Here is a 25014-nt window from a genome sequence, read left to right as displayed (position 1 = left end):
ATGCCGGTTATCGAGTATATCGAGGCCATCCGTACGGCCATGAAAGAGGAAATGGAAAGAGACGAATCGGTATTCGTCATGGGCGAGGACGTCGGCCTGAAAGGCGGCGTGTTCGGCACGACCAAGGGGCTGCAGCAGCAGTTCGGCGAAGCCCGCTCGCTCGACACGCCGCTGGCGGAATCCGCAATCGCGGGCGTCGCCATCGGGGCGGCCATGGCCGGCATGAAGCCGATCGCCGAGATGCAGTATTCGGACTTCATGTTTCCCGCAACGAACCAAATCATCAGCGAAGCGGCCAAAATCCGCTATCGCTCCAATAACGACTGGAGCTGTCCCATCGTCATCCGCGCTCCCATCGGAGGCGGCGTATTCGGCGGGCTGTACCATTCGCAGTGCCCGGAATCGGTCTTTTTCGGCACGCCGGGCCTCAAGATCGTCGCGCCGGCCACGGCTTACGACGCCAAAGGCCTGCTGAAAGCGGCGATCCGCGATCCGGACCCGGTCATTTTCTTCGAAAACAAAAAATGCTACCGCCTCATCTCCGACGAAGTGCCTGAAGACGACTACGTCGTTCCGATCGGCAAATCCAAGGTGATGCGCGAAGGCAGCGACATTACCGTCATCGGGTACAGCATGCCCCTGCACTATGCCATGCAGGCGGCGGAGGAGCTGTCCCGCGAAGAGGGCGTGGAAGCGCACGTCATCGATCTCCGGACGCTGCAGCCGCTGGACCGGGAAGGCATTCTCGAAGCCGCGGCCAAAACCGGCAAAGTCCTCATCGTCCATGAGGACAACAAAACCGGAGGCATCGGCGCGGAAGTCGCCGCCATGATCGCCGAGGAGCTGCTCTACGACCTGGATGCGCCGATCCGCCGCGTCTGCGGGCCGGACGTGCCGGCGATGCCGATCAACCCTCCGGGCGAGAAGAACTTTTTGCTGAACAAGGATAAATTGAAAGCGGCAATGTTGGAGCTCGCGCGCTACTAAGCCGCGAATCCGGCCGGAAGGAGAGGGTAGGCCATGGCGAAACAGATCGTCGAGATCGTGATGCCCCAACTGGCGGAATCGCTCGTCAACGCCACGATCGACCGTTGGCTTAAGCAGCCGGGCGACATGATCGATATGTACGAGCCGATATGCGAACTCATAACGGATAAAGTGAATGCGGAATTGCCTTCGACGGTACGGGGCAAGCTGGTCAAAATTTTGGCCGGCGCCGGGGAAGTCGTGGACGTGGGCGCGCCGATCTGCCTCGTGGAAACGGAGCAGGAGATTGCCGCACCCGCACCGCAGGAGGAGGCGCCAGCGCCGGCCGCAGCCGCGCCGAGCCGTCCGGCCGCCGCGGTCGCGGCGCCTGCGGCGTTCGATCCGTCCGCGCCGATGCGCGCCCGGTACTCGCCGGCCGTTCAGCGTCTGGCCGCGGAGAACGGCGTGGATTTGACCCGGGTAGCGGGCACCGGTATCGGCGGGCGTATAACCCGCAAGGATGTCGAGACCGCGATCCAATCGGGCTTGACGGGCCAAACTCAAGCCGCCTACACACCTGCACCCGCAACTCCGGCGGCGACGCCCGCGTTGCCCGCAAGGCCGGCGGAACCGCCGCGTCTGCCCGTCGTCGAAGTCGACGAAGGCCAAGCCGCGTCGGGGCGCGAATACGCGATCGACGTGACGCCGATCCGCAACACGATCGCCAAAAACATGCGCCAGAGCGTCAATGAGATTCCGCACGCCTGGACGATGGTCGAAGTCGACCTCACCAACCTTGTCCAACTGCGCGCGAAGCTGAAAGACGATTTCAAGAAAAACGAAGGCATCAACCTGACGTTCATGCCGTTCCTGTTGAAAGCGGTCGTCGGCGCCATCAAGGAATATCCGCTGATGAATTCGGTTTGGGCCGTCGATAAAATCATCGTCAAACGCGACATCAACCTGTCGCTCGCCGTCGGCACCGAAGATTCCGTGCTCACGCCGGTAATCCGCAACGCCGACCAGAAGACGATTACCGGCCTGGCGCATGAAATCAACGAGCTCGCCCGCAAAACGCGCGAGGGCAAACTCAAGCTTTCGGACATGCAGGGCGGCACGTTCACCGTGAACAACACGGGAACTTTCGGCTCCGTGCTGTCTTATCCGATCATCAACTATCCTCAAGCGGCAATCATGACGCTGGAAGCGATCGTCAAACGGCCGGTCGTCATCGGCGACATGATCGGCATCCGTTCGATGGTCAACCTGTGCCTCTCCTTCGACCATCGGATTTTGGACGGCATCATTTGCGGCAGGTTCCACCAGAAGGTCAAGGAGATCCTGGAAGGCTTCGGGCCGGACACGAAACTTTACTAAGCGGAGGCGGCCGGAATGACGGTATACGCGGCGTTGCTGCGCGGGATCAACGTGGGCGGCAACAAGAAGGTCAGCATGCCCTTGTTAAAGCGGATGTTCGAGGAAATGGGTTTCGGACGCGTTCAAACGTACATTAACAGCGGCAACGTCATTTTCGAAGCCGAATCCGCGGAAGGGGAAGCCGCGCTGGCCGAGCGGATCGAACGGGAAATCGAGCGGGCGTTCGGCTTCCCGGTCGCCGTGATGCTGCGGACGGACGAAGAGCTTAGGCAAGCGCTCGAGAACAACCCTTTCGCGTCGGAAGGCACTCCGGAGGAGCTGCACTTGCACGTCGGATACCTCGGGCAGCTGCCGTCCGAAGCGCAGCTCGATAAAATCCGCAAGTACGTCACGGAGAACGATCAGTTCCGTCTCGTCGGCCGCGAGCTGTACGTCATGTTCAAGGCCGGCATGCGGGATTCGAAGCTCGGCGCTAGCATGAACAAGCTCGGCGTGCCGGTTACGCTGCGGAATTGGAATACGGCCGGCAAGCTATCCGCGATGGCGTCGGCAAAGCCGGAATGATCCCAAGAAAATCGGAAGCGCCGTTTGCGGACGGCGCTTTCGTTGCGTTACAATGAACGGGAAAGCCAGCGGACGGGAGGGCGCGGATGAAACCTTTACATACCGAATGGCTGTCGCGGATCGGCTATGCCGAAGCGTGGGAGCTGCAAAAGCGCCTCGTCCGGGAAATCGACCGCGGGGAGAGAGGCGATACGCTCCTGCTGCTCGAGCATCCGCCGACCTATACGATCGGCTCTGACCGGCATCCGGAGCATCTGCTGCTCGGTCCGGAAGAATTGGAACGAAGGGGCATTTCCGTGTTCCAGATCGACCGGGGCGGCGACATCACCTACCACGGTCCCGGACAGTTGGTCGGCTATCCCCACCTGTATTTGGAAGCGGAAGGCTTGGACCTGCATAAGTATTTAAGGGATTTGGAAGAAGCGATCATCGGCCTGCTGGCGGAGTTCGGCCTTCAGGGCGGGCGGAAACCGGCTTACACCGGCGTCTGGGTCGGGGACGAGAAAATCGCCGCGATCGGCGTCAAATTCAACAAAGCCCGCACGAGGCGGGGCTTCGTCACCGGCCACGGCTTCGCTTTCAATGTGAAGCGAGGCGTGGAGAAGGAAGGGTTCACGGGGATCGTTCCCTGCGGAATCCGCGAATACGGGGTGACCTCGCTGGAGGCGCTGACCGGTCTCGAACTGGACGTGGAGGAAATCGGGCGAAGAATCGTTCCGCATTTCCGCGGCGTGTTCGGTTTCTCGGAAGCGGCGGGGAATTCGGTTATCGAAGGAATACGCTGACGCTCATCAGCACGGTCGTGAAGAGCATGGCGCCCAGCGTGACCCAGACGACGATTTTGAACATGCGTTTGTTCAACGAAAGACACACCTTTCTCATTCAGCTCGTACCCCTATTGTAACGAAAGCATCGTCAGGAGGAAAGATCATGGTCAATCGCGAACGTCTTTTAGCGGAATTCATGGAATTGGTGCAAATCGACAGCGAAACGAAACACGAGCAAGCGATCAGCAAAGTACTGAAGGAGAAATTCGGAGCCCTCGGCCTGGAAGTGACCGAGGACGACACGGCCGCGAAGACCGGCCACGGCTCCGGCAACCTGTTCGCCTGGTTCCCGGCCACGCCGGGAGCGGAGAACGCGCCGGGCTTGCTGTTCACCTCCCACATGGATACGGTAAATCCCGGCAACGGCATTAAGCCGCGGCTGGACGACGACGGCTACATCCGCTCCGACGGAACGACGATCCTCGGCAGCGACGACAAGGCGGGACTCTCCGCGATTTTCGAAGCGGTCAAGGTATTGAAAGAAAACAACCTGCCGCACGGCTCGATCCAGCTCGTCATCACGGCGGGCGAGGAGTCCGGCCTGATCGGCTCCCGCGCGATGGACGGCTCGCTGCTGCGCGCCGACTTCGGCTACGCGCTCGATTCCAACGGTGCCGTCGGGGGCATCGCGGTCGCGGCTCCGACGAATTCCCGCCAGTTCATCACGTTCAAAGGCAAAGCCGCCCACGCCGGCGTCAACCCGGAAGACGGCATCAGCGCGATCCAAGTGGCGTCCAAAGCGGTGTCCCGCATGAAACTCGGACGCATCGACCATGAGACAACCGCCAACATCGGCCGTTTCGAAGGCGGCGGCGAAGTGAACATCGTCGTCGACAAAGTGAAGATCTACGCCGAAGCGAGAAGCCGCAACCATTCCAAAATGGAGGCCGTCGTGGCGTCCATGAAAGAAGCGGCGGAGAGCGCGGCGAAGGAATACGGCGCCGAGTTGGAGTTCGAGAACATCGTGATCTACCCGGCGTACCGGTTCGGGGATGGGGACGACGTCGTGGAAATCGCTAAATCGGCGATCCGGCAAATCGGCGCCGAACCGTTCCAATTCGAATCGGGCGGCGGCAGCGACGCGAACATGTTCAACGGAAACGGCGTGCCGACCGTGAACCTCGCCATCGGCTATGAGGACATCCACACGACGAACGAGCGGATCAAAGCCGACGACATCGTCAAAGTGGCCGAGCTCGTTCTCGCCATCGTGGCGGAGACGGCGAAACGCAGCAAGTAATCGATTGTCCGATAACGCAAAGGGTGCCGACGAATTCGTCGACACCCTTCTTTATGCGCAAGTCACGCGACGTGCTGGATGGAAGGCTCCTCGCCTTTTTTCTTCATTTCCATTTTCGCCGGTCCTACGAACAGCGAAGCGATGACTCCCGCGGCCATGAAGCACAAGGAGACGACGAAGCCGTGGTTGATGCCGTGCGAAAGCTCGTGGCTGTAGAAAGCGACCAGGTCGGCTTGCTTCGGCAGGAATTGGTCCGCAAAACGGAAAACATAGGACGGGTTGCCGGCCGTCGCGATTTGATCGGCGGGAATGTGGAACTGCGCCACCGCTTGTTTGGCCGATGCGGTCATATCGCGGTTCACGATTACCGCGGTGACGGAAGCGCCCATGACGCCGCCGATGCTTCTCCAGAAGCCGACGATCGACGACGATACGCCGATGTATTTCTCGTCGACGCTGGCAGCGATGGCGTTCTGGGCTACGCTCATGAGCGGGCCGACGACGCCGAGGCCGAGCAGCACGACGATTCCGATCGCTTTCCAGTAGGGATCGTCATAAGACAAATTCATGAGCAGCAAGGAAACGACGATGCCGAGCGCCATGTTCATGAACATGATCGTCCGGAACTTCAGGAACGCCTGCAGGAAACCGAGCAGGATCGCGCCGACGATAACGGACGCCATCATCGGGGTGAGCAGGGCGTTCGAGCTGCTTTTGCCCAGCACGTAAGTGGCGAAATACGGCATGTAAGTGATCGCCGCGAACATGATCGCGCCTTGGCAGAAGACGATGAAGCTGGTTCCCGAAACCATTTTGCTTTTAAAAATGTTCAGCGGAAGCATCGGCTCGGCTGCGCGCTTCTCCACGAAATAGAAGATGACCGCGCCAATCGCGCTGATGGCAAACAAGCCGAGAATTTGCCAGGAATCCCACGCGTAGTCTTTGCCGCCGAGCTCCAGCGCCAACATGACCGTGACCGTGGAGACGACGATCAGGAAGGCACCCAGGAAGTCGATTTTCGGTTTGTTTTCCGCTTTGGACTCTTTCAGCGCGAACAATAGCACGAGGAAAGAGGCGATGCCGATCGGCAGGTTAACATAGAAGCACCATTGCCAGCCGAGCGATTCGGAGATCCAGGTGCCGAGCTGCGGCCCCGCTACCGAAGAGAGGCCGAACACGGCGCCGAAAGCGCCGGACATTTTAGCCGCGTCCTTCGGGTCCCTGAACAACGTATAGATGATCGAGAACGAGATCGGGAAGATCGAACCGGATCCGATGCCTTGGATGACCCGGTAGAAGATCAGCTGATAGATGTCTGTCGCCGTGCCGCACAGCGCCGAACCGATGAGGAACAAGCTGATGCCGATCAGGTAAAACCTTTTGCGCCCGAACATGTCGGACAGTTTGCCGAAAATGAGCATCGTACTCGTCGACGCCAGCATGTAGGCGGTGAAGATCCACGCGTTTTTGTCGAAGCCGCCGATGTCGTCGATGACTTTGTTGATGCTGGCGGACACGATCGTATTGTCCAGCGAGGACATGAGCAGTCCCAGCATCATGGACAGGATGATCAAGCCTTTTTTCTCTTTTGCCATAATACTTTCTCCTCCACTCCCATCTTTCCTTACAGGCCTTTCCCTTTCAGCTTGGCCAGCCCTTCCTCCAACACCTTCACGCGGGCTTTGTTGGATTCGATCCCGATCCGAATGGCGATTTCCTGGCTCGGACTCATCCGGTCGCAGAATTTCGTCCACTTTCCTTCGAGCTCGGCTAAGTAAGCTCTGGAGCCGTTGAGGTTTTCCTCGACCAACCGAATCAAGGCGTCCGTTCCCAAATGTTCCCCGAACGTGAGCCTGACGAGGAAATCGCAACGGAAAGATTCCGGTTCGAGCGGAGAGACCAGGTATTCCCGAAACTGTTTGCGCCCTTCGTCAGTCAACGAATAAAGGTGTTTAACGGGACGATTGTCCTGGGGAATCGATTCCTTCGTGATGTAGCCCAATTTCTCCATTTTGCCGAGCGTCGGGTAAATCGTGCCGAAGCTGGCATCGAAGAAATACGAAAATTGATGCTGGAACGCGTGTTTGATCTCGTACCCCGTATAAGGCCGTTGGTGCAGCAGCCCCAGGATGACGTCCATGCTCGTCACCCGTCTCACCACCTCGCTGAAAATTGGCAAATGTTCCATGCCCGCTCGCTGATTATATTGGACCGATATATATCGAGTCAATATATTTTTTTGTTAAAATCTGCATGAAAAATCCTTCTCCGGATCGGAGAAGGATGGGGTGGAAACGCGCGGTTCAAGAGCGGGAACGGACTTCCTGCCGCATGAAGAGCACGTACGAAGCCGCGAAACAGACGGCCGTTTCCGCGATCAAAGCCACGATGTGGGGCCAGACGAGCAGCAGGCTTTGGCCGAATGGCAGCGGTGCGGAGATCGCCAGATACGCCTGCTCTTGAGTGACGAACGGATTCAACGTCCGCACGTCTGGCAGCAGCAGCGTGGAAGCCGCTTCCTGGAACAGCTGTGCGGGCGACAGGCGGGACAGCAGCTGCATCCAATCCGCGTGTCGGAGAATGACGGCCGCATCCGCCGTATCGGAAGGCGACGTGGCGTTGCCGATCAGGTTCACGATCATGCTGAAGAACACCAGGAAGAAAATCCACAGCGCGATGCCGGCCAGCGCGGATGTTGCAGCCTGTTTGAATCGGACGGAAAACAGCAGGGACAGGTTCAGCCACAAGCCGACGTACACCGTCGTGATCAGCAGCGTGATGATGACGCGGCCGAATTCTTCCGGCGTCGGGGGATATCCGATCGTGAACAGCCCCATGCCCATCACCAGCAAACCGAGTGAGAAAATCACCACGGCAATCAGCAGCAGCCCGGCCGCGAACTTGGCGTTCAGGAAATCGTCGCGGTGGACGGGCTGAGACAGCACGCGGCTGAGCGTGCCCTTGTTCCGTTCCGAGTTGACCGAGTCGAAGCCGATCGCGATGCCGATCAGCGGGGCCAAGAACGACAGGAACGTCAGAAAGTTCGGCAAATTGCCGTCGGACACGGTGAACATGCTGAGGAACAGGAACCGAGTATCCGTCGGATTGTCCGCCTGCGATACGCCCGCCTTGAGCGCCGTGACCGCCGTGTAGATGGAACCGATGCAGGCCAGCGTCACGATCGCGAGAAGGATCACGAAACGCCAGCTGCGGATATGGTCGCCGAATTCCTTTTGCACCATGACCCAGAAGGGAGCCGGCGTCCGGCTCGACTCCAGGGCGGCAGCCGGCCGGTCGCGTCGGAATCTCGCGGCCATGGAGCCGCGCAGTTTGTCAGCCCAAACGCTCACGGGTTTCTCCTCCTTCGAAATAACGGTGATAAATATCGTCGAGGCCGTAGCGATGAGGCCGCAGGCCGTGAATGCGGGCTCCTTGGCGGATGACGAAATCCGCGAGCTCCGGCGTGATGTCGGAGGCCGAGGAAACGACCAGCGTGATCGGAGCGTCCGTTCCGCCGCTATCCGAAGACAAGCGGTCGATTTCCTTGCGCGTCACGGAAGACACGCCTTCAATGCCGCGAAGCGCCTCTTCGAGATGGCCGCTGCTGGAACTGACGTCGATCTCGATCCGATGCGACGGCGCCCCGTCAAGCTGCCGCGACAAGGCGTCGATGTCTCCGGAGGCGATCAGCTTGCCCCGCACGAACAACCCGACGCGGTCGCAGATTTGCTGCACCTGATGCAAGTGATGGGACGACAGAAGCACGGTCAAGCCTTCCTTGCGGCTCAGGTCGCGAATAAGCGAGAGCAGTTCGCGCACGCCTTCCGGGTCGATGCCGAGCGTCGGTTCGTCCAGGATGATGACCTCGGGATTTTTGATGAGCACGTCGGCCAGCCCGAGCCGCTGCCTCATGCCGCGGGAGAACGTGCCGACCCTTTTGCGCGCGGCTTCGGCCAGTCCGACGCGCTCGAGCAGCAGATTCGCCCGTTCCCGGGCTTCGTCAGGCGGCACGCGATTCAAGCCCGCCGTGTAAAGCAGGTTGTCGAGCGCCGACCGGTCCTCATAGAAGCCCACGTCGTCCGGCATATAGCCGACTTTGCGTTTGACCTGGATCGGATTCCGCGTCGAATCGATGCCGCACACTTTCACGCTGCCGGAAGTCGGTTCCGTCAAGCCGAGCATCATGAGGATGGTGGTCGTTTTGCCGGCGCCGTTCGGACCGAGCAGGCCGAAAATTTCGCCCGGGTAGACGCTGAGCGACAGGTAATCCACCGCGGTGAATTCGCCGTATTTTTTGACGAGGCTTTTCAGTTCGATGACCGGGTTTTCCGCTTGGATGCTCAACTTTACCGCCTCCCGTATTTCCGGAAAAGGCCGTACACGCCGGCCGCGACGGCCAGCACGATCAGCACGCCGATCCATCCCCACAGGACCGAGGTTTTCACGGTCATCCGGATGCTCGCTTCGGCGGATTTCTCGGCTGCCTGCGCCGTCAAACCGACGACGTAGTCGCCGGCCAGCGCTTTCCCGGACGATTTGATCGTTGCGGTTACCGGTTTGGATTCACCCGGTTTGATCGATGAGAGCGTTTTGGGCTCGAAGCTCACTTCCCACTCCGAGGGAGCGGTGCCCGTAAGGTTGACGTCGGTCAAATCCGCGGAGCCGGTGTTTTTGACGACGAGCTCCAGCTTGCGTTCATGGCCGGCAGTCACGGTGGCGCTGAGGTTATCGTTAGCCGTGGACAGGCTCATGCCGTAAGTGCCGGTAATGACGGCTTCGACTTCCGCGTCGGCGGACGTATTGCCGCTGTTCGCGTGGACGGCGACTTTATAGGTGTCCGCTTTCGCGTTCTCGGCCGGCGTCAGATTCAGCGTGACCGATTTGGAAGCGCCCGGGTCGATGTCGACGCTGGTCACCCCGTTCCCGTCTACGGTGAATTTGGAATCCCAGCCGTTCGGGACCTCCGCCGTCAGGGCGTATTGCTGCTTCGTCGCGGTGCGGTTGTTCAGCGAAAGGCTGTACGTGAACGTGGAGTCGGAATGTCCCTGCATGTTCGGCTGCTCGGTGCTGAGCTCCGATTTGTATGAGCCTTTCTCCGACACGCTGACCTTGATCGGCAGCGTACCGAACGCGCCTGCGTTCAACTGGAACGCATAATCTCCTTTTTCCACTTCGAGGGGAACGGTGAGCGCCAGGCTGACGGTTTGCGACTCCTTCGGCTTGACGGCGACCTGCTTGATGCCATGCCCGTCCGCGGTCAGTTCGTAGGTCCAGTTCGCAGAGCCGGCTTGGAAGCTCAGATCGGCGGTTTTGATTTCGTCCGTGTCGTTGATCAGGTCGACCTGGTAGTTGATCGTTTCCCCGGGCGGCGCCGAAAGGTTCGTGTAAGGCGTGTAGATTTGCGTACCTCCCGCCGCGAACGCCGGAGCGGCGTACAACAGCAGCGAGATCGCCAGGGCGGCGGCCATCAGAATGCGGGACTTCCATGCTCTCTGTTTCATTTTGCGGGACCCTCCATGGACTAAATTTTGATTTCACCTCCATTACGCGTGAAGCTCATTCGCGGATTTAGTCCGGAAGATAAAAGTTCCCTTAACGGAAGCTTAAAGGAAGATAAAAAGAGTCGAAGGTGATTCCCTTGGCCCGGGATTTTTGGTATTTATGTATCGAAAAGCCATTGAACGATCAAATTCGGCCGGAGGTGTCTGTTCCCATGGATACGGCATTTCGTCCCGTCGGGCGGGAGGATTTGGCGGGCTTGCTGCGGCAAATTCGCGAGGGCTCGCCGGAAGCGTTCGACCGGTTTTACGAGTCGGCGGCTCCGTTCGTCATGGGGTTGTCCCTGAAAATGCTGCAGGACCGCATGGAGTCCGAAGACGTGTGCCACGACGTGCTGATGCAGATCATCACGCAGCCCGACCGTTATGACCCTTCGCGGGGCTCGGTAGAGGCGTGGCTCGCGGTGCAGACCAAAAGCCGCTGCATGGACCGGCTGCGCAAACGGCGCCGGATCGCGGCGGGCGCTGCTTTCGATGTCGAGACGGATGTGTTGCGGGAGAGCGAGGATACGGAACGGCGGGTGCTGTCGAAGCTGGAGAAGGAGGCGCTTCGCCGGGCATGGGTGGAGCTGCCGGGCGCCCAGCGGCAGACGTTGGCCGCGGCGTTTTACGATTACCGGAGCCAGCGGGAGTTGGCCGAATCCTGGCAGGTCCCGATCGGCACGGTGAAGTCGAGGGTCCGTTATGGGCTTTCCCACTTGCGCAAAGCGATGGAACGGCTGGGCTGGGCGGAATCGCGGGAGGGGGGAGACCATGAATGAGCGGGATTGCGGAGTGCCCGAGGAACGCTGGGCGGATTGGCATCTGAAGAAGCTTCCGGCCGACACGGCGGAAGCGATGGCGCGGCATTTGGCGGTTTGCCCGGCATGCCGGATTTCCCATCGGCAATGGGGAGAGTGGTTGGGTGCGCGGGACGATTTGGCGGACGGCGGATCGGCGTTTGCGGGGAGTCCGATGCCTTCGGAACGTGTGCGGAGATCGCTTCGCCGGGCGGTCTGGAGAAGCGGTTTGCGGACGAAATGGGCAGGCAAGCGGGCTGAGTACGCCGGCGCTGCCGCAATGGTTTTGGTGTTGGCGGCCGCTATATTGCTGCGGGAACTGCCCCGGACTGCGGATGGCGAAGCGGCGCGTAACGAAACGCTGGCTCCCGTTCAATACGCCCGGTTGCACCAGCCGGAAGTCGTGGCGCTCATGGAGCGCCCGGACACGCGGGTTTACTCGGTCAAACCGGCTTTCGCACCGGAGGCGCCGGATTCGTCTGTTCGTAAAAAGGTGACCGTATGGGTCAACGGGCAAACGCAGGAAATGTTCATCCTGTTCGACGGGATGCTGCCTGCGGACAGCCGGGACGTGCAGGCATGGGGATCGGTGAAGGAGGGGTTTACCAACTTGGGACTGCTCGAATTCCACCAAGCCCAAGGACATCTCTATTCGCACAGTCAGGTCCTGCCGCAGGTGGAGGAGCTGGCGTTCACGATCGAACCCAAAGGGGGAAGCGACCACCCGACGGTTCCGGAAACCGCGCATATCCGCCTGGCGGGTGAAGGGGACGAAGCGGCAGAGTAGCGGAGGCGAGACGAAAAATGGTAGCAAAATGCGACGATCACGAGTGCCGGCACCCCAGGACTGGACCCTCTGTCCGGCATTTCCCGATTTTTCAGCCCTGAGCCTTCGGCAACAGATCCCTCAACATCGCTTTGCCGCCAAGCCGGCGGAGCTCCTGGCGCAGCGCATGGCGGATTTCCCAGGCTTGTCCGACCCAGCGGATTTTTTCGGGCGTCGCGTAACGTTTGAGCATGTCGGTTCCTCCTCGCGGGCTTGCATTCGTGCGGACAAGCCGTTAATTTGAACCTATGAGCCAAACGGCTTTTTCATGACAGGAGGAGACGAGGATGGCCGAAAATACGGGCGGCAGACACCCGTTCTATGAAGAAACGCTTGAAACGAAGCCTATTTTCCAGGGACGGATGATTTCCCTTCAGGTCGATACGGTGAGGTTGCCGGACGGAGGCACGGCGACGCGGGAGATCGTGAAGCACCCGGGCGCGGTTGCCGTGCTGGCGCTCGTGGAGGGGGCGAGCAAGATGCTCGTCGTTGAGCAGTTCCGCAAACCGCTGGAAAAGGTTCAAGTGGAAATCCCGGCGGGCAAGCTGGAGCCGGGCGAGGATCCGCTCGAAGCGGCGGGGCGCGAGTTGGAGGAGGAGACGGGCTTCCGTGCGTCCCGGCTGAAGCACATGCAATCCTTCTCCACTTCGCCCGGGTTCGCTGAGGAAATCGTACACTTGTACTTCGCGGATGAGCTCACGAAAGGCGAAGTCCATCTCGACGAGGAGGAGTTCCTCACCTGCGAGGCCATCACGCTCGAACAGGCTTGGCAATATGTCCGCGACGGTCGGATTTGCGACGCCAAGACGCTTCTGGCCCTGTACGCTTGGCAGCTATATGCCGCGACGGGATCTTGGCCGGGATGAACAAGCCGCTTCAACCGTACTTCGCCGACCTGCACGTCCACATCGGTAGGACGGACAACGGCACTGCCGTTAAAATCAGCGCCAGCCGCGATTTGACGTTCCGGTCGATCGCGCATGAAGCCTCGGAGCGCAAAGGCGTCCAGTTGATCGGCGTCATCGACTGCCACTCTCCGGCCGTGCAGGCGGATATCGAACGCTGCCTGGATACCGGGGAGATGGAAGAAGCGGATGGCGGCGGCATTCGCTACCGCGACACCGTCATCCTGCTCGGCGCCGAGATGGAAGTCCGCGAAGAGGGAGGCGGCCCTTTCCATCTGCTCGGCTACTTGCCGGACTTGGCTTCGATGAAAGAGTGGACCGCCTGGATGGCTCCCCGCATGAAGAACGTGAATCTGAGTTCACAGCGGCTTCGGGTAACCGCACGGGAGCTGCAGGCGGAGCTGCTTGCGCGCGGAGGCCTGCTCGTACCCGCCCACGTGTTCACTCCGCACCGCGGCTTGCTCGGCTGCTCGGCCGACCGGCTGGCCGACCGCCTCGATCCGGAAGGTATTGCCGCCGTGGAGCTCGGACTTAGCTCGGATTCCGACATGGCGGACCGGATCACGGAGTTGGCCCGCTATCCGTTCCTGACGAACTCCGACGCTCATTCGACGGGCATGATCGGCCGTGAGTGCAACGAGCTGCTCCTGCAAGAGCCTTCGTTCGCCGAATGGGCGATGGCCCTGCGCGGACAAGCCGGGCGGAAAATCACCGCGAACTACGGCTTGCACCCCCAACTCGGCAAGTACCACACCACTTACTGCGCGGCTTGCCGCAAAGCGCTCTCCGCCCAAAGCGATGAAGGAGCGGAGGAGGCTTGTCCGTCCTGCGGCAGCCGGAAGCTGATCCGCGGCGTCTCGGGCCGGATCGACATGCTGGCCGACCGAGAGGAACCGGTGCATCCCGAGGGCCGCGCGCCCTACCTCCCGCAAGTACCGCTGAACTTCTTTCCGGGGATCGGAAAGGTGACGCGGGAGAAGCTGCTGCGCGAAGCGGGCACTGAAATGGAGGTGCTGCACCGGGCGCCGGAAGAGAAACTCGCCGCCGCGGCGGGTGCCAAGATCGCTTCCGCCATTCTGGCGGCACGCGAAGGAAAGCTTTCGTTTACGCCCGGAAGCGGCGGCACGTACGGAAAACTGTCGCCGCCCTTCTAAACGGGCCTTGTCCGACATAACCATTAGCACAAGACGAACCGCCTTTGAGAGAGGGAATGGTATCCGTGAACGTGCGTCTATGGAGCCTGTCGGCGAGGGAAAACGTGAATCTGTATCTGTTCGTCGGCGTGCTGCTCGTCGTCGGCGCCGTATTCGGGGCGCTGCTCGTGCACGCGCTGACTTTCGCGCAGCAGCAGGAATTGGCGGAGCACTTGGGACTTTACATGAAAAGCGTCCATGACGCCCAAACCCCGAATCCGGCCGGGACTTTCAGCGGCAGTTTTCTTTTCTACGCGAAATGGCTGGTGTTGATTTGGCTGCTGGGCATCTCCGTCATCGGACTTCCGCTCGTGCTCGTGCTCGATTTTTTGAAGGGCGTCCTGATCGGTTTCACCGTCGGGCTGCTCATCCATGAATATGCGTGGCAGGGCGTGCTCGTCTCTCTTGCGGCCGTGGCCCCGCAAAACGCCCTGGTCGTTCCGGCGCTGATGATCGCGAGCGTCTCGGCCGCCCGGTTCGCGTACTTCGTCGTACGGGAAAGGTTGTTCCGCCGCAAAGGAAGGCTGCTGCCTCCCTTTCTGGCGCACACCGCTTCGGCGGCCCTGATGCTGGCGATGCTGTGCCTGGCTTCCCTCTATGAAGCTTACGTATCCCCGCTGCTGCTGGAGCGCGTGGCGCCGCACGCCGCGATGGCGGAAACGTCTATCAGCACGCTTCTATTCTAGCAGTACGGTTTGACTTCCCGAACGGGGTCCCCCTATAATGGAACCATGCGTACCGAGTAACGGAGGGGGACAAGAGCATTGGAAGCCCGCATTGAAAAAGTGAAACAGCAGCTTCAATCCCAGGGCTACAAGCTGACACCCCAACGGGAAGCGACGGTCCGCGTATTGCTCGAGAACGAGGAAGACCATCTGAGCGCTGAGGACGTGTTCATGCTCGTCAAGGAAAAGGCGCCGGAAATCGGACTTGCCACCGTCTATCGAACGCTCGAACTTCTCAGCGAGATGCACGTCGTCGAGAAAATGAACTTCGGAGACGGCGTCGCGCGTTACGACCTGCGGACCGAGAGCAACAAACACCATCATCACCATCTGATCTGCGTTCAGTGCGGCTCCATGACCGAGATCATGGAAGACTGGCTGATTCCGTTGGAAGAGCGGCTGGAGAAGGAATACGGATTTTCCGTTCTGGACCATCGCCTCGACTTTCAGGGCATTTGCGCCAAATGCAACGCGGCCAGGGCGTCCGAAACGAAGGAAGAAACCGATAAATAAAGCGCATGACCGCTCAGGTCACGCGCTTTTTTTGCGTTTACTATCTTTATTACAGCAATTTGGCGATATAAGGCTCGATTTTATCCGGCGTGACGGTCGGCGCGAAGCGTTTGACGACGCGGCCGTTTCGGTCGACGAGGAATTTGGTGAAGTTCCATTTGATCGCCTTCGTGCCGAGAAAGCCTCGCGCTTCGCTCGTGAGCAACCGGTACAAGGGGTGGGCGCCCGGACCTTTGACGTCGATTTTCGCATGGAGCGGGAAGGTTACGCCGTGGTTGATTTGGCAGTGCTGCTCGATGGCCGCTTCGTCATCCGGTTCCTGATGCGCGAATTGATTGCTCGGAAAGCCTAAAACGCGAAGGCCCCGGGACGCGTAAGTTTCGTGAAGCCGCTGCAGATCTTTGTACTGGGGGGCGAATCCGCACTTGCTTGCGGTGTTGACGATCAGCATCACGTCGCCGCGGTATTCGGACATTTTGACCGAATCGCCGCGGATTGATTTGACCTCAATGTCGTAAAGGGACACAGGGGTTTCCTCCCTCATAGGAATTGTTTATAATTAAATTGTACACAATTTAATTAGGGCGTCAAGTTGGCGCTGCCGGCCGTGAAGGAACGGAGGAATGGCATTGGTGGAAGATAAAGAGATGTTGAAACTGGAAAACCAGGTCTGTTTTGCGTTATATTCATTGGCGAAGGAAGTGACGAAGCTGTACCACCCCCTGCTGAAGGATCTCGGCCTGACCTACACCCAGTACATCGCGATGCTGGCGCTTTGGGAACGGGACGGGATCAGCGTCAAAGAGCTGGGGGCGCGGCTGTTTTTGGATTCCGGCACGCTGACCCCGCTTTTGAAAAAGCTGGAGGGAATGGGCCTGCTCGAGCGGCGGAGGGACCCCAGGGACGAAAGAATCGTCGTCATTGAGCTGACGCCGCAGGGTCAATCCCTTAAAGCGAAAGCGGAGTGCATCCCGGAGCGGCTGTTTTGCAGCGCGGGAGTTTCGGCTGAAGAAGCGGACGCTTTGCGCGTGCAGGTGGTCGAAACGATGAGGAAGCTCAAGGGAATGCCGCCGGGATCGGATCGTCCGGAGGAAGAGGAACGAGGAGGGACAAACGATGGGAATTTATGATTTTCAAGCGCGCCGGATGAACGGGCAGGAGACGGATTTGACGCCTTACAAGGGAAAAGTGCTCCTGATCGTGAACACGGCCAGCCAGTGCGGGTTGACTCCGCAATACGAGGGGCTTCAGAAGCTGTACGAGACTTACCGGGAGCAAGGGCTTGAAATCCTCGGGTTTCCGTGCAACCAATTCGGAGCGCAGGAGCCGGGCACGAACGAAGAAGTGCAGCAATTTTGCAAAATCAACTACGGCGTCACGTTCCCGCTGTTCGAGAAAACGGTCGTCAACGGACCGGATGCCCATCCCTTGTACCGCTACTTGAAAGAGCAAGCGCCTTTCCAAGGCGAGCCCGAGGGAGCGGACGACGAAATCAAATGGAACTTCACGAAGTTCCTCGTCGACCGGAACGGAAACGTCGTCACCCGGTTCGAGCCCGGGGTCGTGCCGTCGGAAATCGAGCCTTCGATTCGGGAGTTATTGTAAACGGAAGACGTCCGGTGCTTTGAACGCGTACATACGATGGGTAAGGATCCATTCGGGAGGAATTCGCCGTGATCGTTGGAGTACCGAAGGAAATCAAAAACCAGGAATACCGCGTCGCGTTGACGCCGGCCGGAGCGGGCATGCTGCGGCAGCAAGGGCATGAGGTCGTCGTGCAGGCCGGGGCGGGCGTCGGCAGCGGATTCCTCGACGAAGAATATTTCGCCGCGGGAGCGGTCATCGTCGGCGGCGCGGAAGCGGTATGGGAACGCGCCGAGATGATCGTGAAGGTGAAGGAGCCCGTGGCCGAGGAATTCGGATATTTCCGTTCCGGGCAAATTCTCTTTACGTACCTGCATCTTGCGGCTGCGCCTGATTTGGCGAAGGCGCTCGCGGCCGCGAACGTGACGGCGATCGCTTATGAAACGATCCAACTGGCGAACCGGAGCCTTCCGCTGCTCACGCCGATGAGCGAAGTGGCGGGCCGCATGTCCGTCCAGGAAGGAGCCAAGTACCTCGAGGCGTTCCAGGGCGGCCGAGGCGTCCTGCTTGGCGGCGTGCCCGGCGTTCCTCCGGCGGAGGTCATCATTATCGGCGGGGGCATCGTCGGCACGAACGCCGCCAAAATGGCGCTCGGACTCGGAGCGGACGTCGTCGTGCTGGAGAAAAGCGGCGAGCGGATGCGCTATCTCGACGATGTATTCCAAGGCCGCCTGCGGACGCTCATGAGCAACCCTCATAACATCGCAAGCGCGGTCCGCAAAGCCGACCTCCTGATCGGAGCCGTGCTCGTACCCGGCGCCAGGGCGCCGAGGCTCGTCACGGAGGAAATGGTGAAGACGATGAAGAAAGGCGCCGTCATCGTCGACGTCGCCGTCGACCAAGGCGGCTCGATCGAGACGATCGACCGTGCCACGACCCACGAGGATCCCGTTTACGAGAAGCACGGAGTCATCCACTATGCCGTCGCGAACATGCCCGGCGCCGTGCCGCGGACTTCGACGCTCGCGCTGACGAACGTCACGATCGACTATGTCATGAAGCTTGCCGCTCAAGGCTTCGAGTCGGCCGTCGCCGCCGATTCCGCGCTTGCCCTCGGCGTCAACGTCCATGCGGGCGCGATCACGCATCCGCAGGTCGCGGAAGCGATCGGCGCGGACTACGTCCCGCTGGCGGTGTCGCGGTAAAAGGCATCATTCGCCGCTCCCTGACATACCGTTTATCGAGAAAACGGACAAGGCGGGGATCGGCGATGAAGGATACGTACGACAAATGGTGGAGCCGGCTGCAGTTCACGCTGTTTTTCCTGGTGTTGACGGTCGTCGTCCACGGGCTGTTCGGCTGGTTCCACGGCTGGCTGAAGCCTCAGGATCCGTACAAGGAACCTGAAGGCCGCGCCGCTAAGGTTTTCCATTCCGGCACGGGAGACGACCCGGAAACATCGCCGGGCGACCGTCTGCGCTTGTTCTATTGGTACGGGGAGTAGAGCAGGGAGAAGGAGGTTTTCCGCAAGCCATGCTGAAATGGATCCAAGACTTCAAGGACCGGTTGGCGGAGGACCGCGCCGTATCGGAGAGCACCCGCGTCAGCTACGGCAGGGATTTGGCGGATTTCGCGAAAGCATTGGAAGAGATGGGCGTGACGACGCCGGGCGCGCTGCAACCGAAACATTTGCAGGCATACATGCATCGAATGCGCCAGGAAGGCAAATCTTCGGCTACGATCGCCAGACGGCTCGTCTCCATCCGCGGGTTATGCCGTTACGGGGTCATCGAGCGGGTGCTGGAGCGCGATCCGACGCTGCAGGTGGAAGCTCCGAGACCGGCAAGCAAGGAGCCGCGGACGCTAGCGTCGGAGGAAATCGGCAAACTGTTGGACGCGCCGGATGAACAAACCGTTCAAGGGCTGCGGGACAAGGCCATGCTGGAGCTTCTGTACGCGACGGGCATGCGGGTGTCCGAGCTGATGGCGATGGACGTCTCCCATGTCCGGATCGACATGGGCTTCATTCATTGCTCCGGTCCGGGCAGCCGGGAACGGATGGTCCCGATCGGAGGCATCGCGGCCCGCTCGCTGAAGCGTTACCTGGAGGAAGGCCGACCCGCTTTGATCCGGGCGGACAAGCCCGCGGACGCATTGTTTCCGAACCATCTCGGTACTCGCATGACCCGGCAAGGCTTCTGGAAAATCATCAAGAAATACGCCCGGGCGGCCGGCATTCCTGATGAGCTGACCCCTCACACGCTGAGGCATTCGTTTGCCGTGCATCTGCTGGAGAACGGCGCGGACGTGCGGGCCGTTCAGGAAATGCTCGGCCACGCCAGTCCCCAGACGACCCAGATGTATCAGACGGCCGCCAGGGCCAGGGTCAAAGAAGAATACGACCGCGCCCACCCGCGCGCCCGTTAGAGGGAAAGCCCGCCGCCGCCCGGCGGGACGATGAGGAGGACACACCATGACATTCGAAAGAATCGCCGTGATCGTGCTGGACAGCGTAGGCATCGGCGAACTGCCGGACGCCCCGGAATACGGGGATAAAGGCGCGCATACGCTTGGGCATATCGCGCAGACCGTGCGCGGCACGCAGCTGCCGAACATGCGGAAGCTGGGTCTCGCCAACATCGCGCCGATCTCGGATTGGGAGAAGGAAGCTTCGCCTTCGGCCTATTACGGCAAAATGGCGGAGGTTTCCGCGGGCAAAGACACGATGACCGGGCATTGGGAGCTGATGGGACTGCACATCGAAACGCCGTTCCGCACGTTCCCGGACGGATTCCCTGCCGAGCTGATCGAAGCGTTCGAGCAAGAGACCGGCCGCCGCGTCATCGGCAACAAACCCGCTTCCGGCACGGAAATTTTGGACGAGCTCGGGGAAGAGCAGATGAGAACCGGCGCCTGGATCGTCTACACTTCGGCGGACAGCGTGTTCCAGCTCGCGGCGCATGAGGAGATCATTCCGCTGGAGGAGCTGTACGCGGCTTGCCGGATCGCGCGCCGGCTGACGATGAAGGACGAGTTTTCCGTCGGCCGCGTCATCGCAAGGCCTTACGTCGGGCAGCCCGGCGCGTTCAAACGGACGCCGAACCGCCACGATTACGCGGTGAAGCCGCCGATGCCGACGGTGCTGAACGCGCTGAAGGACGCGGGCCGCGACGTGGTTGCGGTCGGGAAAATCAACGATATTTTCGACGGGGAAGGCGTCACCAAGGCGCTCCCGACCCAAAGCAACGCGCACGGCATCGAAACGACGCTCGAGGAGCTGAAGGGCGATTTCCGCGGCCTGCTGTTCACGAACCTGGTCGATTTCGATTCGCTTTACGGGCATCGGCGCGATCCGGAAGGCTACGCGCGCGCGCTCGAGGAGTTCGACCGGGCGGTGCCGGCGCTGCTGGACACGCTGACGGAACGAGACCTTCTCGTTATCACGGCGGACCACGGCAACGATCCGACCCACGCCGGAACCGACCATACGCGGGAGTACGTGCCGCTGCTGGCGTGCAGCCCCGCTTTCACGAAGCCGGGCGACCTCGGCACCATGGCTTCGTATGCGGATTTGGCCGCGACGATCGCCGACAATTTCGGGCTTCAAGCATTTACGACGCACGGACGCAGCTTCCTGGCCCGGCTTGTTTGATTCCGTTCTAAGGAGAGGATACGGCATGACCCACGTAACCAAAGCCATTATCGACGAGGCCGCGCAATTTATCGCCTCCCGCATTCAAACGAAGCCGGAAATCGGCCTCATTCTCGGCTCCGGCCTCGGGGTGCTCGGGGACGACCTCGAGAACTCGGTCACGATCCCTTATCATGAAATTCCGCATTTTCCGATTTCCACGGTGGAAGGGCATGCCGGCGAGCTTGTCATCGGCCGGATGCAAGGAAGGAACGTCATCCTGATGCGCGGACGTTTCCATCTGTACGAAGGCTACGAAGCGGAGCGCACGACGCTTCCGGTACGCGTCATGAAGGCGCTCGGCGTGAAGTCGCTTCTCGTGACGAACGCCGCAGGCGGCGTCAATCTCGGTTACGGACCCGGCGACCTGATGGTCATTTCCGACCACATCAACCTGACGGGCCGCAATCCGCTGGTCGGGCCCAACGACAACGCGCTCGGCGTGCGCTTTCCCGACATGTCGGAAGCGTACAGCCGCCGCTTGCGCGAAATAGCGAAGCAGTCGGCGAAAGAACTGGGCTTTGAGGTCCAAGAAGGCGTCTACGTCGGCTTGCTTGGACCGAACTACGAGACGCCGGCCGAAATCCGCATGCTGAGAACGCTAGGCGTCGACGCCGTCGGCATGTCCACGGTCGCGGAAGTCATCGTGGCGCGCCATTCCGGCATCGAGGTGCTGGGCATCTCCTGCATCAGCAACATGGCGGCGGGCATCCTGGATCAGCCGTTGAATCACGAAGAAGTCATGGAAACTTCGGAGAAGGTAAAGGACCGGTTCATCTCGCTGGTCATGGCCGTTCTTCCGCAAATGTAAGGCGATAGGATACGCAGCCCTAGGGACAATTCGTCCCCGGGGCTGTTTCTCTTTTGAGCGTTCGACTTCTCATTCCGGCGGTTGTGGTATAATGGAAGGATACCATTTGACCATCCGATCACGGCATGAAGGGGCGAATCACCACGCAACCCATTACGCTGGCCGACATCCGCGCCTGGTGCGGAGAAGATATTTATCAGCAAGGGCAAACCTATTTCAAACAAAAAAGGGTGCTCCGGTTGGAACGCGATCCGGACGGACGCCTATTTGACGCGGTCGTTACCGGGACGAAACGATACAGCGTCCATTTGGAGCTGTACGACGAAGGCGAGCCGACTTCGGAGTGCGAGTGCGACTTCCACGAAACGACGCAAACGCCTTGCAAGCATATCGCCGCCGTTCTCCTGCGCATTCATGAACTACAGGGGGGCGCCGTCGCCTCCGACCATGCGCCTGTCATCACGAACGAGCACGTGTATCTCGCCCGCAGCATGATCTCGATTTTCGACCGTTCGCCCGCGGCGGACGAGGCGGAGGAGGAATACCGGCTCGGCGAGCGGGAGACGGTTCACGTCGAGTATACGTGCACGGCCGCGGCGAACCAGCGCAAGCCCTCCATGACGGTCGAGATCAAGCTGGGCACGCGACGGCTGTACACGATCCAGAAAATCAAGCAGCTGCTCGGGCATTACGAAAACGACACCGCCTACGAAATCGCCAAGCTGTTCACGCTCGATCCCGCTCATCATTCGTTCTCCGACACGGACCGGGCCATTTTCGACATTCTTTTGGACATCTCACGCAACGAGACCGCTTACCGGGAATCGCATCTGATGTATGCTTTCTCGGGGATGTCGGGCAGCGACCGGATGCTGTTCGTGCCCCCTTATGCTTGGGACCGGCTGCTTCCCTTGCTGCTGCAGGCGAACGTCAAGTTCATGCACGGCGGGCAAACCTACTCGGACATCCGCGAAGAAACCGGCGGCGTGCCGCTTACGTTCCGGTTCAGCCAGCCTTCGGCCGAGGTGTACCGGATCGCCGTGGAAGGACTTCAACACGTGACCGTGCTGGAGCCTTACGGCATTTGCCTGGAGGGCAACCGGATCTATCGGATCGACTCCGCGACCTGCAAGCAAATCGCCGAATTGAAGGGCATGTTCTCCCGAACTTCGGGGTTTCAGGTGCTGATTTCCCCGGCTCATCTGGAGCTGTTTCTCGCGCGGGTCGTACCGGGGTTGAAGCGGATCGGGCCCGTGATCTTCGACGAGGACGTCCAAAACCGGATCGTGACCGCTCCTTTGGCCGCCAGGCTGTATCTGGACCGCGCCGAGGACCGGCTGCTCGCGCGGCTCGAATTCGTGTACGGCAACGTTTCGTTGGATCCGCTGGCCGTCAAGAACGGGCGTTCCGAACGGACCGACAAGATTCTCATGCGGGACGGGGAGAAGGAAAGCCGCGTCATGTCGCTCATCGAGCAAATCCCGTTCCGTTACGACGGGAAATCGCTTCATTTGGACGACGAGGACGACATCTACCATTTTCTGTTCCGCACGCTTCCTCAATTGAACAAGTGGACGGAGGTCTACGCGACGCCGGAGGTCGAAAGCATGCTGGCCGCGCCGCCGCGTCCGCCGAAGGTCATGATCGACCTGGATCCGGGTACGGATTGGCTGGAAGTCCGCTTTGACATGGACGGCATCGACGATGAGGAGATCCGCGACCTTCTCCGGCATTTGGTGGAGAAAAAGAAATATTACCGGATGCCCGGCGGCGCTTACGTGTCGCTGGAGGACGAAGGGTACGCCTCGATCGGGCGGATGCTGGAGGAGATGGAGCTTAAGCGAAACGATCTGCAGGATACGCGGCTTCATCTGTCCGTCGCCCGCGGTCTTCGCTTCCTGGATCCGGACGATAAGGTTCAAGGCGTCAAGCTGGGGCAGCGGTTCCGCGAGTTCATCGACAACATGCGCAATCCGGACAGTCTCGATTTCGAGGTGCCCGAGTCGCTGTCCCCGATTCTCCGCGATTACCAGCGATTCGGATTCCAATGGATGAAGACTTTGTCCCACTACCGCTTCGGCGGCGTACTGGCGGATGACATGGGGCTCGGCAAAACGCTGCAAAGCATCGCGTTCCTGCTTTCGGAGTTGCCGCAAATCCGGGAAGAGGGACAGCCCGCTTTGATCGTCTGTCCGGCGTCGCTCACGTACAACTGGTGGAACGAGCTGCGCAAGTTCGCGCCGGACATCCGGGCCGTCGTCGTCGAAGGCGACAAGTCGGCGCGGGGGGACATCCTGGGCGATTTGGCGGGTATCGACGTGGTGATCACTTCTTATCCGCTGCTCAGGCGGGACGCCGGCGATTTCGCCGATTTGCGCTTCTCCGTGCTCATCCTCGACGAGGCGCAGGCGATCAAAAACCACGCTACCCAGACGGCCCAATCCGTAAAAGACATTCGGGCGAAGCACCGATTCGCGCTGACCGGAACCCCGATCGAAAACCGGCTGGAGGAGCTGTGGTCGATTTTCGACGCGGTGTTCCCGGAACTGTTCTGGAGCCGGAAGCGGTTCACGGAGCTGTCTCCCGAGCAGGTGGCGAAGAAAATCCGGCCGTTCCTGCTTCGCAGGCTGAAGTCGGACGTCTTGAAGGAGCTGCCCGACAAAATCGAGACGGTTCAAGCTTCGGAGCTGCTTCCGGAGCAGAAAAAACTGTATTTGGCCTACCTGGCCCGCTTGCAGGAGGACGCGCTTCGCCGCATACGCGAGGAAGGCTTCCAGAAAAGCCGCATGCACATTCTGGCCGGCATGACGAGGCTGCGCCAGCTGTGCTGCCATCCGGCGATGTTCGTGGAAGGGTACGAAGGGGAGTCCGGCAAGCTCGAGCAGCTGCTGGAGATCGTGCAGGAATGCCGCGATTCCGGCAAACGCATGCTCGTTTTCTCGCAATTCACGGAGATGCTCGGCATCATCCGCAGAGAGCTGGAGAAAATGGGAGCCTCCTACTTCTATCTCGACGGGCAGACGCCGGGCCGCGACCGGGTGGAGCTGTGCCGCCGATTTAACGAAGGGGAAGGGGAGCTGTTCCTGATTTCGCTCAAAGCGGGCGGAACCGGGTTGAACCTGACCGGAGCCGACACGGTGCTGCTGTTCGACTTGTGGTGGAATCCGGCGGTCGAACAACAGGCGGCCGACCGGGCCCACCGCATCGGGCAGAAAAACGTCGTGCAGGTCATCCGGCTCGTCACGCAAGGCACGATCGAAGAGAAGATGTTCGCGCTGCAGCAACGTAAACGCGATTTGATCGACGCCGTCGTGCAGCCGGGAGAAGAGTCGCTGACATCGCTCGGCGAAGAGGATATCCGTGAATTGCTGATGATTTGACGGCGGAACATAGAATTCAAAGACCCGAAGGGCAGCAAGAAGCCTGACGGGTCTTTTTTGTTTTCTGGAATAATT

The 25014-nt window shown here is 60.2% G+C and carries 27 protein-coding genes; 19 read left to right on the top strand and 8 right to left on the bottom strand.

The window, feature by feature from the left end; all coding sequences use genetic code 11:
• The 4 genes from EAV92_RS09650 (at position 1) to lipB (ending at position 3692) form a co-directional block, all read left to right on the top strand.
• Entirely contained in the window at positions 1-987 is a 987-nt protein-coding gene (locus EAV92_RS09650) for an alpha-ketoacid dehydrogenase subunit beta (RefSeq protein WP_123040885.1), read from the top strand.
• Positions 988-1020: 33 nt separating this feature from the next.
• Positions 1021-2343: a dihydrolipoamide acetyltransferase family protein gene (locus EAV92_RS09645; protein WP_123040884.1), complete on the top strand. Its 1323-nt coding sequence runs from the start codon at positions 1021-1023 to the stop codon at positions 2341-2343.
• Positions 2344-2358: 15 nt separating this feature from the next.
• Entirely contained in the window at positions 2359-2907 is a 549-nt protein-coding gene (locus EAV92_RS09640) for a DUF1697 domain-containing protein (RefSeq protein WP_123040883.1), read from the top strand.
• An 86-nt stretch (positions 2908-2993) separates the two neighbouring features.
• Positions 2994-3692, top strand: coding sequence for a lipoyl(octanoyl) transferase LipB (gene lipB / locus EAV92_RS09635; RefSeq protein WP_123040882.1), 699 nt, complete (start codon positions 2994-2996; stop codon positions 3690-3692).
• Here the strand turns inward: lipB and prli42 are convergent.
• Entirely contained in the window at positions 3673-3768 is a 96-nt protein-coding gene (gene prli42, locus EAV92_RS24540; RefSeq protein WP_164472711.1) for a stressosome-associated protein Prli42, read from the bottom strand. The genes lipB and prli42 overlap by 20 nt on opposite strands.
• 69 nt (positions 3769-3837) lie before the next feature.
• On the opposite strand from prli42, the gene EAV92_RS09630 reads away from it, so the two are divergent.
• A complete protein-coding gene (locus EAV92_RS09630) occupies positions 3838-4974 on the top strand; it encodes a M20/M25/M40 family metallo-hydrolase (protein ID WP_123040881.1) in 1137 nt (378 codons plus the stop codon).
• Positions 4975-5036: 62 nt separating this feature from the next.
• Here the strand turns inward: EAV92_RS09630 and EAV92_RS09625 are convergent, their stop codons facing one another.
• The 5 genes from EAV92_RS09625 to EAV92_RS09605 form a co-directional block, all read right to left on the bottom strand.
• Positions 5037-6569, bottom strand: a complete 1533-nt coding sequence (locus tag EAV92_RS09625; protein WP_123040880.1) for a DHA2 family efflux MFS transporter permease subunit — start codon at positions 6567-6569, stop codon at positions 5037-5039.
• A 29-nt stretch (positions 6570-6598) separates the two neighbouring features.
• Positions 6599-7114 (bottom strand): helix-turn-helix transcriptional regulator, encoded by a 516-nt coding sequence (locus EAV92_RS09620; protein WP_241158550.1) that lies wholly within the window; start codon positions 7112-7114, stop codon positions 6599-6601.
• 163 nt (positions 7115-7277) lie between these two features.
• Positions 7278-8324 (bottom strand): ABC transporter permease, encoded by a 1047-nt coding sequence (locus EAV92_RS09615; protein ID WP_338134413.1) that lies wholly within the window; start codon positions 8322-8324, stop codon positions 7278-7280.
• Positions 8308-9318, bottom strand: a complete 1011-nt coding sequence (locus EAV92_RS09610; RefSeq protein ID WP_241158493.1) for an ABC transporter ATP-binding protein — start codon at positions 9316-9318, stop codon at positions 8308-8310. Before EAV92_RS09610 ends, EAV92_RS09615 begins: the two co-directional genes overlap by 17 nt.
• A gap of 2 nt (positions 9319-9320) precedes the next feature.
• Positions 9321-10475 carry a COG1470 family protein gene (locus EAV92_RS09605; RefSeq protein ID WP_123040877.1) on the bottom strand — a complete coding sequence of 385 codons (1155 nt, stop codon included), beginning with the start codon at positions 10473-10475 and terminating at the stop codon, positions 9321-9323.
• Between the two features lie 212 nt (positions 10476-10687).
• Between EAV92_RS09605 and EAV92_RS09600 the strand changes: the two genes are divergently transcribed.
• Both EAV92_RS09600 and EAV92_RS09595 read left to right on the top strand, forming a co-directional pair.
• On the top strand, positions 10688-11293 hold the full coding sequence (locus EAV92_RS09600) for a sigma-70 family RNA polymerase sigma factor (protein ID WP_123040876.1): 606 nt from the start codon (positions 10688-10690) through the stop codon (positions 11291-11293).
• Positions 11286-12098 carry an anti-sigma factor gene (locus EAV92_RS09595; protein ID WP_164472709.1) on the top strand — a complete coding sequence of 271 codons (813 nt, stop codon included), beginning with the start codon at positions 11286-11288 and terminating at the stop codon, positions 12096-12098. The genes EAV92_RS09600 and EAV92_RS09595 overlap by 8 nt, the downstream gene beginning before the upstream one ends.
• 91 nt (positions 12099-12189) lie before the next feature.
• On the opposite strand, the gene mciZ is transcribed toward EAV92_RS09595, so the two are convergent.
• Complete coding sequence (gene mciZ, locus EAV92_RS09590; RefSeq protein ID WP_123040874.1) at positions 12190-12330, bottom strand: Z-ring formation inhibitor MciZ; 141 nt, start codon at positions 12328-12330, stop codon at positions 12190-12192.
• Between the two features lie 94 nt (positions 12331-12424).
• Here mciZ and EAV92_RS09585 point away from each other — a divergent pair, with 94 nt between their 5' ends.
• The 4 genes from EAV92_RS09585 (at position 12425) to fur (ending at position 15473) form a co-directional block, all read left to right on the top strand.
• Entirely contained in the window at positions 12425-13003 is a 579-nt protein-coding gene (locus EAV92_RS09585) for an NUDIX domain-containing protein (RefSeq protein WP_123040873.1), read from the top strand.
• Entirely contained in the window at positions 13000-14196 is a 1197-nt protein-coding gene (locus EAV92_RS09580; protein WP_123040872.1) for an endonuclease Q family protein, read from the top strand. The genes EAV92_RS09585 and EAV92_RS09580 overlap by 4 nt, the downstream gene beginning before the upstream one ends.
• Before the next feature lie 65 nt (positions 14197-14261).
• Positions 14262-14921: a stage II sporulation protein M gene (gene spoIIM, locus EAV92_RS09575; RefSeq protein WP_123043661.1), complete on the top strand. Its 660-nt coding sequence runs from the start codon at positions 14262-14264 to the stop codon at positions 14919-14921.
• A 78-nt stretch (positions 14922-14999) separates the two neighbouring features.
• A complete protein-coding gene (fur, locus tag EAV92_RS09570; protein ID WP_123040871.1) occupies positions 15000-15473 on the top strand; it encodes a ferric iron uptake transcriptional regulator in 474 nt (157 codons plus the stop codon).
• Positions 15474-15522: 49 nt separating this feature from the next.
• On the opposite strand, the gene EAV92_RS09565 is transcribed toward fur, so the two are convergent.
• Positions 15523-15999 carry a glutathione peroxidase gene (locus EAV92_RS09565; RefSeq protein ID WP_123040870.1) on the bottom strand — a complete coding sequence of 159 codons (477 nt, stop codon included), beginning with the start codon at positions 15997-15999 and terminating at the stop codon, positions 15523-15525.
• Positions 16000-16096: 97 nt separating this feature from the next.
• On the opposite strand from EAV92_RS09565, the gene EAV92_RS09560 reads away from it, so the two are divergent.
• The 8 genes from EAV92_RS09560 to EAV92_RS09525 all read left to right on the top strand — a co-directional run bounded on the left by EAV92_RS09560 (position 16097) and on the right by EAV92_RS09525 (position 24939).
• On the top strand, positions 16097-16603 hold the full coding sequence (locus EAV92_RS09560) for a MarR family winged helix-turn-helix transcriptional regulator (protein ID WP_164472708.1): 507 nt from the start codon (positions 16097-16099) through the stop codon (positions 16601-16603).
• Positions 16590-17078 (top strand): glutathione peroxidase, encoded by a 489-nt coding sequence (locus EAV92_RS09555; protein ID WP_123040869.1) that lies wholly within the window; start codon positions 16590-16592, stop codon positions 17076-17078. Before EAV92_RS09560 ends, EAV92_RS09555 begins: the two co-directional genes overlap by 14 nt.
• A 68-nt stretch (positions 17079-17146) precedes the next feature.
• Positions 17147-18262 carry an alanine dehydrogenase gene (gene ald / locus EAV92_RS09550; protein WP_123040868.1) on the top strand — a complete coding sequence of 372 codons (1116 nt, stop codon included), beginning with the start codon at positions 17147-17149 and terminating at the stop codon, positions 18260-18262.
• A gap of 65 nt (positions 18263-18327) precedes the next feature.
• Positions 18328-18561, top strand: a complete 234-nt coding sequence (locus tag EAV92_RS09545; RefSeq protein WP_123040867.1) for a DUF4227 family protein — start codon at positions 18328-18330, stop codon at positions 18559-18561.
• 29 nt (positions 18562-18590) lie between these two features.
• A complete protein-coding gene (xerD, locus tag EAV92_RS09540) occupies positions 18591-19484 on the top strand; it encodes a site-specific tyrosine recombinase XerD (protein ID WP_123040866.1) in 894 nt (297 codons plus the stop codon).
• A gap of 46 nt (positions 19485-19530) precedes the next feature.
• Positions 19531-20709: a phosphopentomutase gene (locus EAV92_RS09535; protein ID WP_123040865.1), complete on the top strand. Its 1179-nt coding sequence runs from the start codon at positions 19531-19533 to the stop codon at positions 20707-20709.
• 25 nt (positions 20710-20734) lie between these two features.
• Positions 20735-21559 (top strand): purine-nucleoside phosphorylase, encoded by an 825-nt coding sequence (locus tag EAV92_RS09530; protein ID WP_123040864.1) that lies wholly within the window; start codon positions 20735-20737, stop codon positions 21557-21559.
• 125 nt (positions 21560-21684) lie between these two features.
• Entirely contained in the window at positions 21685-24939 is a 3255-nt protein-coding gene (locus EAV92_RS09525) for a DEAD/DEAH box helicase (protein WP_123040863.1), read from the top strand.
• Positions 24940-25014 lie beyond the last annotated feature (75 nt).

Origin of the sequence: Cohnella candidum, assembly GCF_003713065.1 — a bacterium.
Taxonomy (GTDB): Bacteria; Bacillota; Bacilli; order Paenibacillales; family Paenibacillaceae; genus Cohnella; species Cohnella candidum.
The sequence above is the reverse complement of the archived record's forward strand: the minus strand, read 5'-3'. Positions and strand labels throughout refer to the sequence as shown.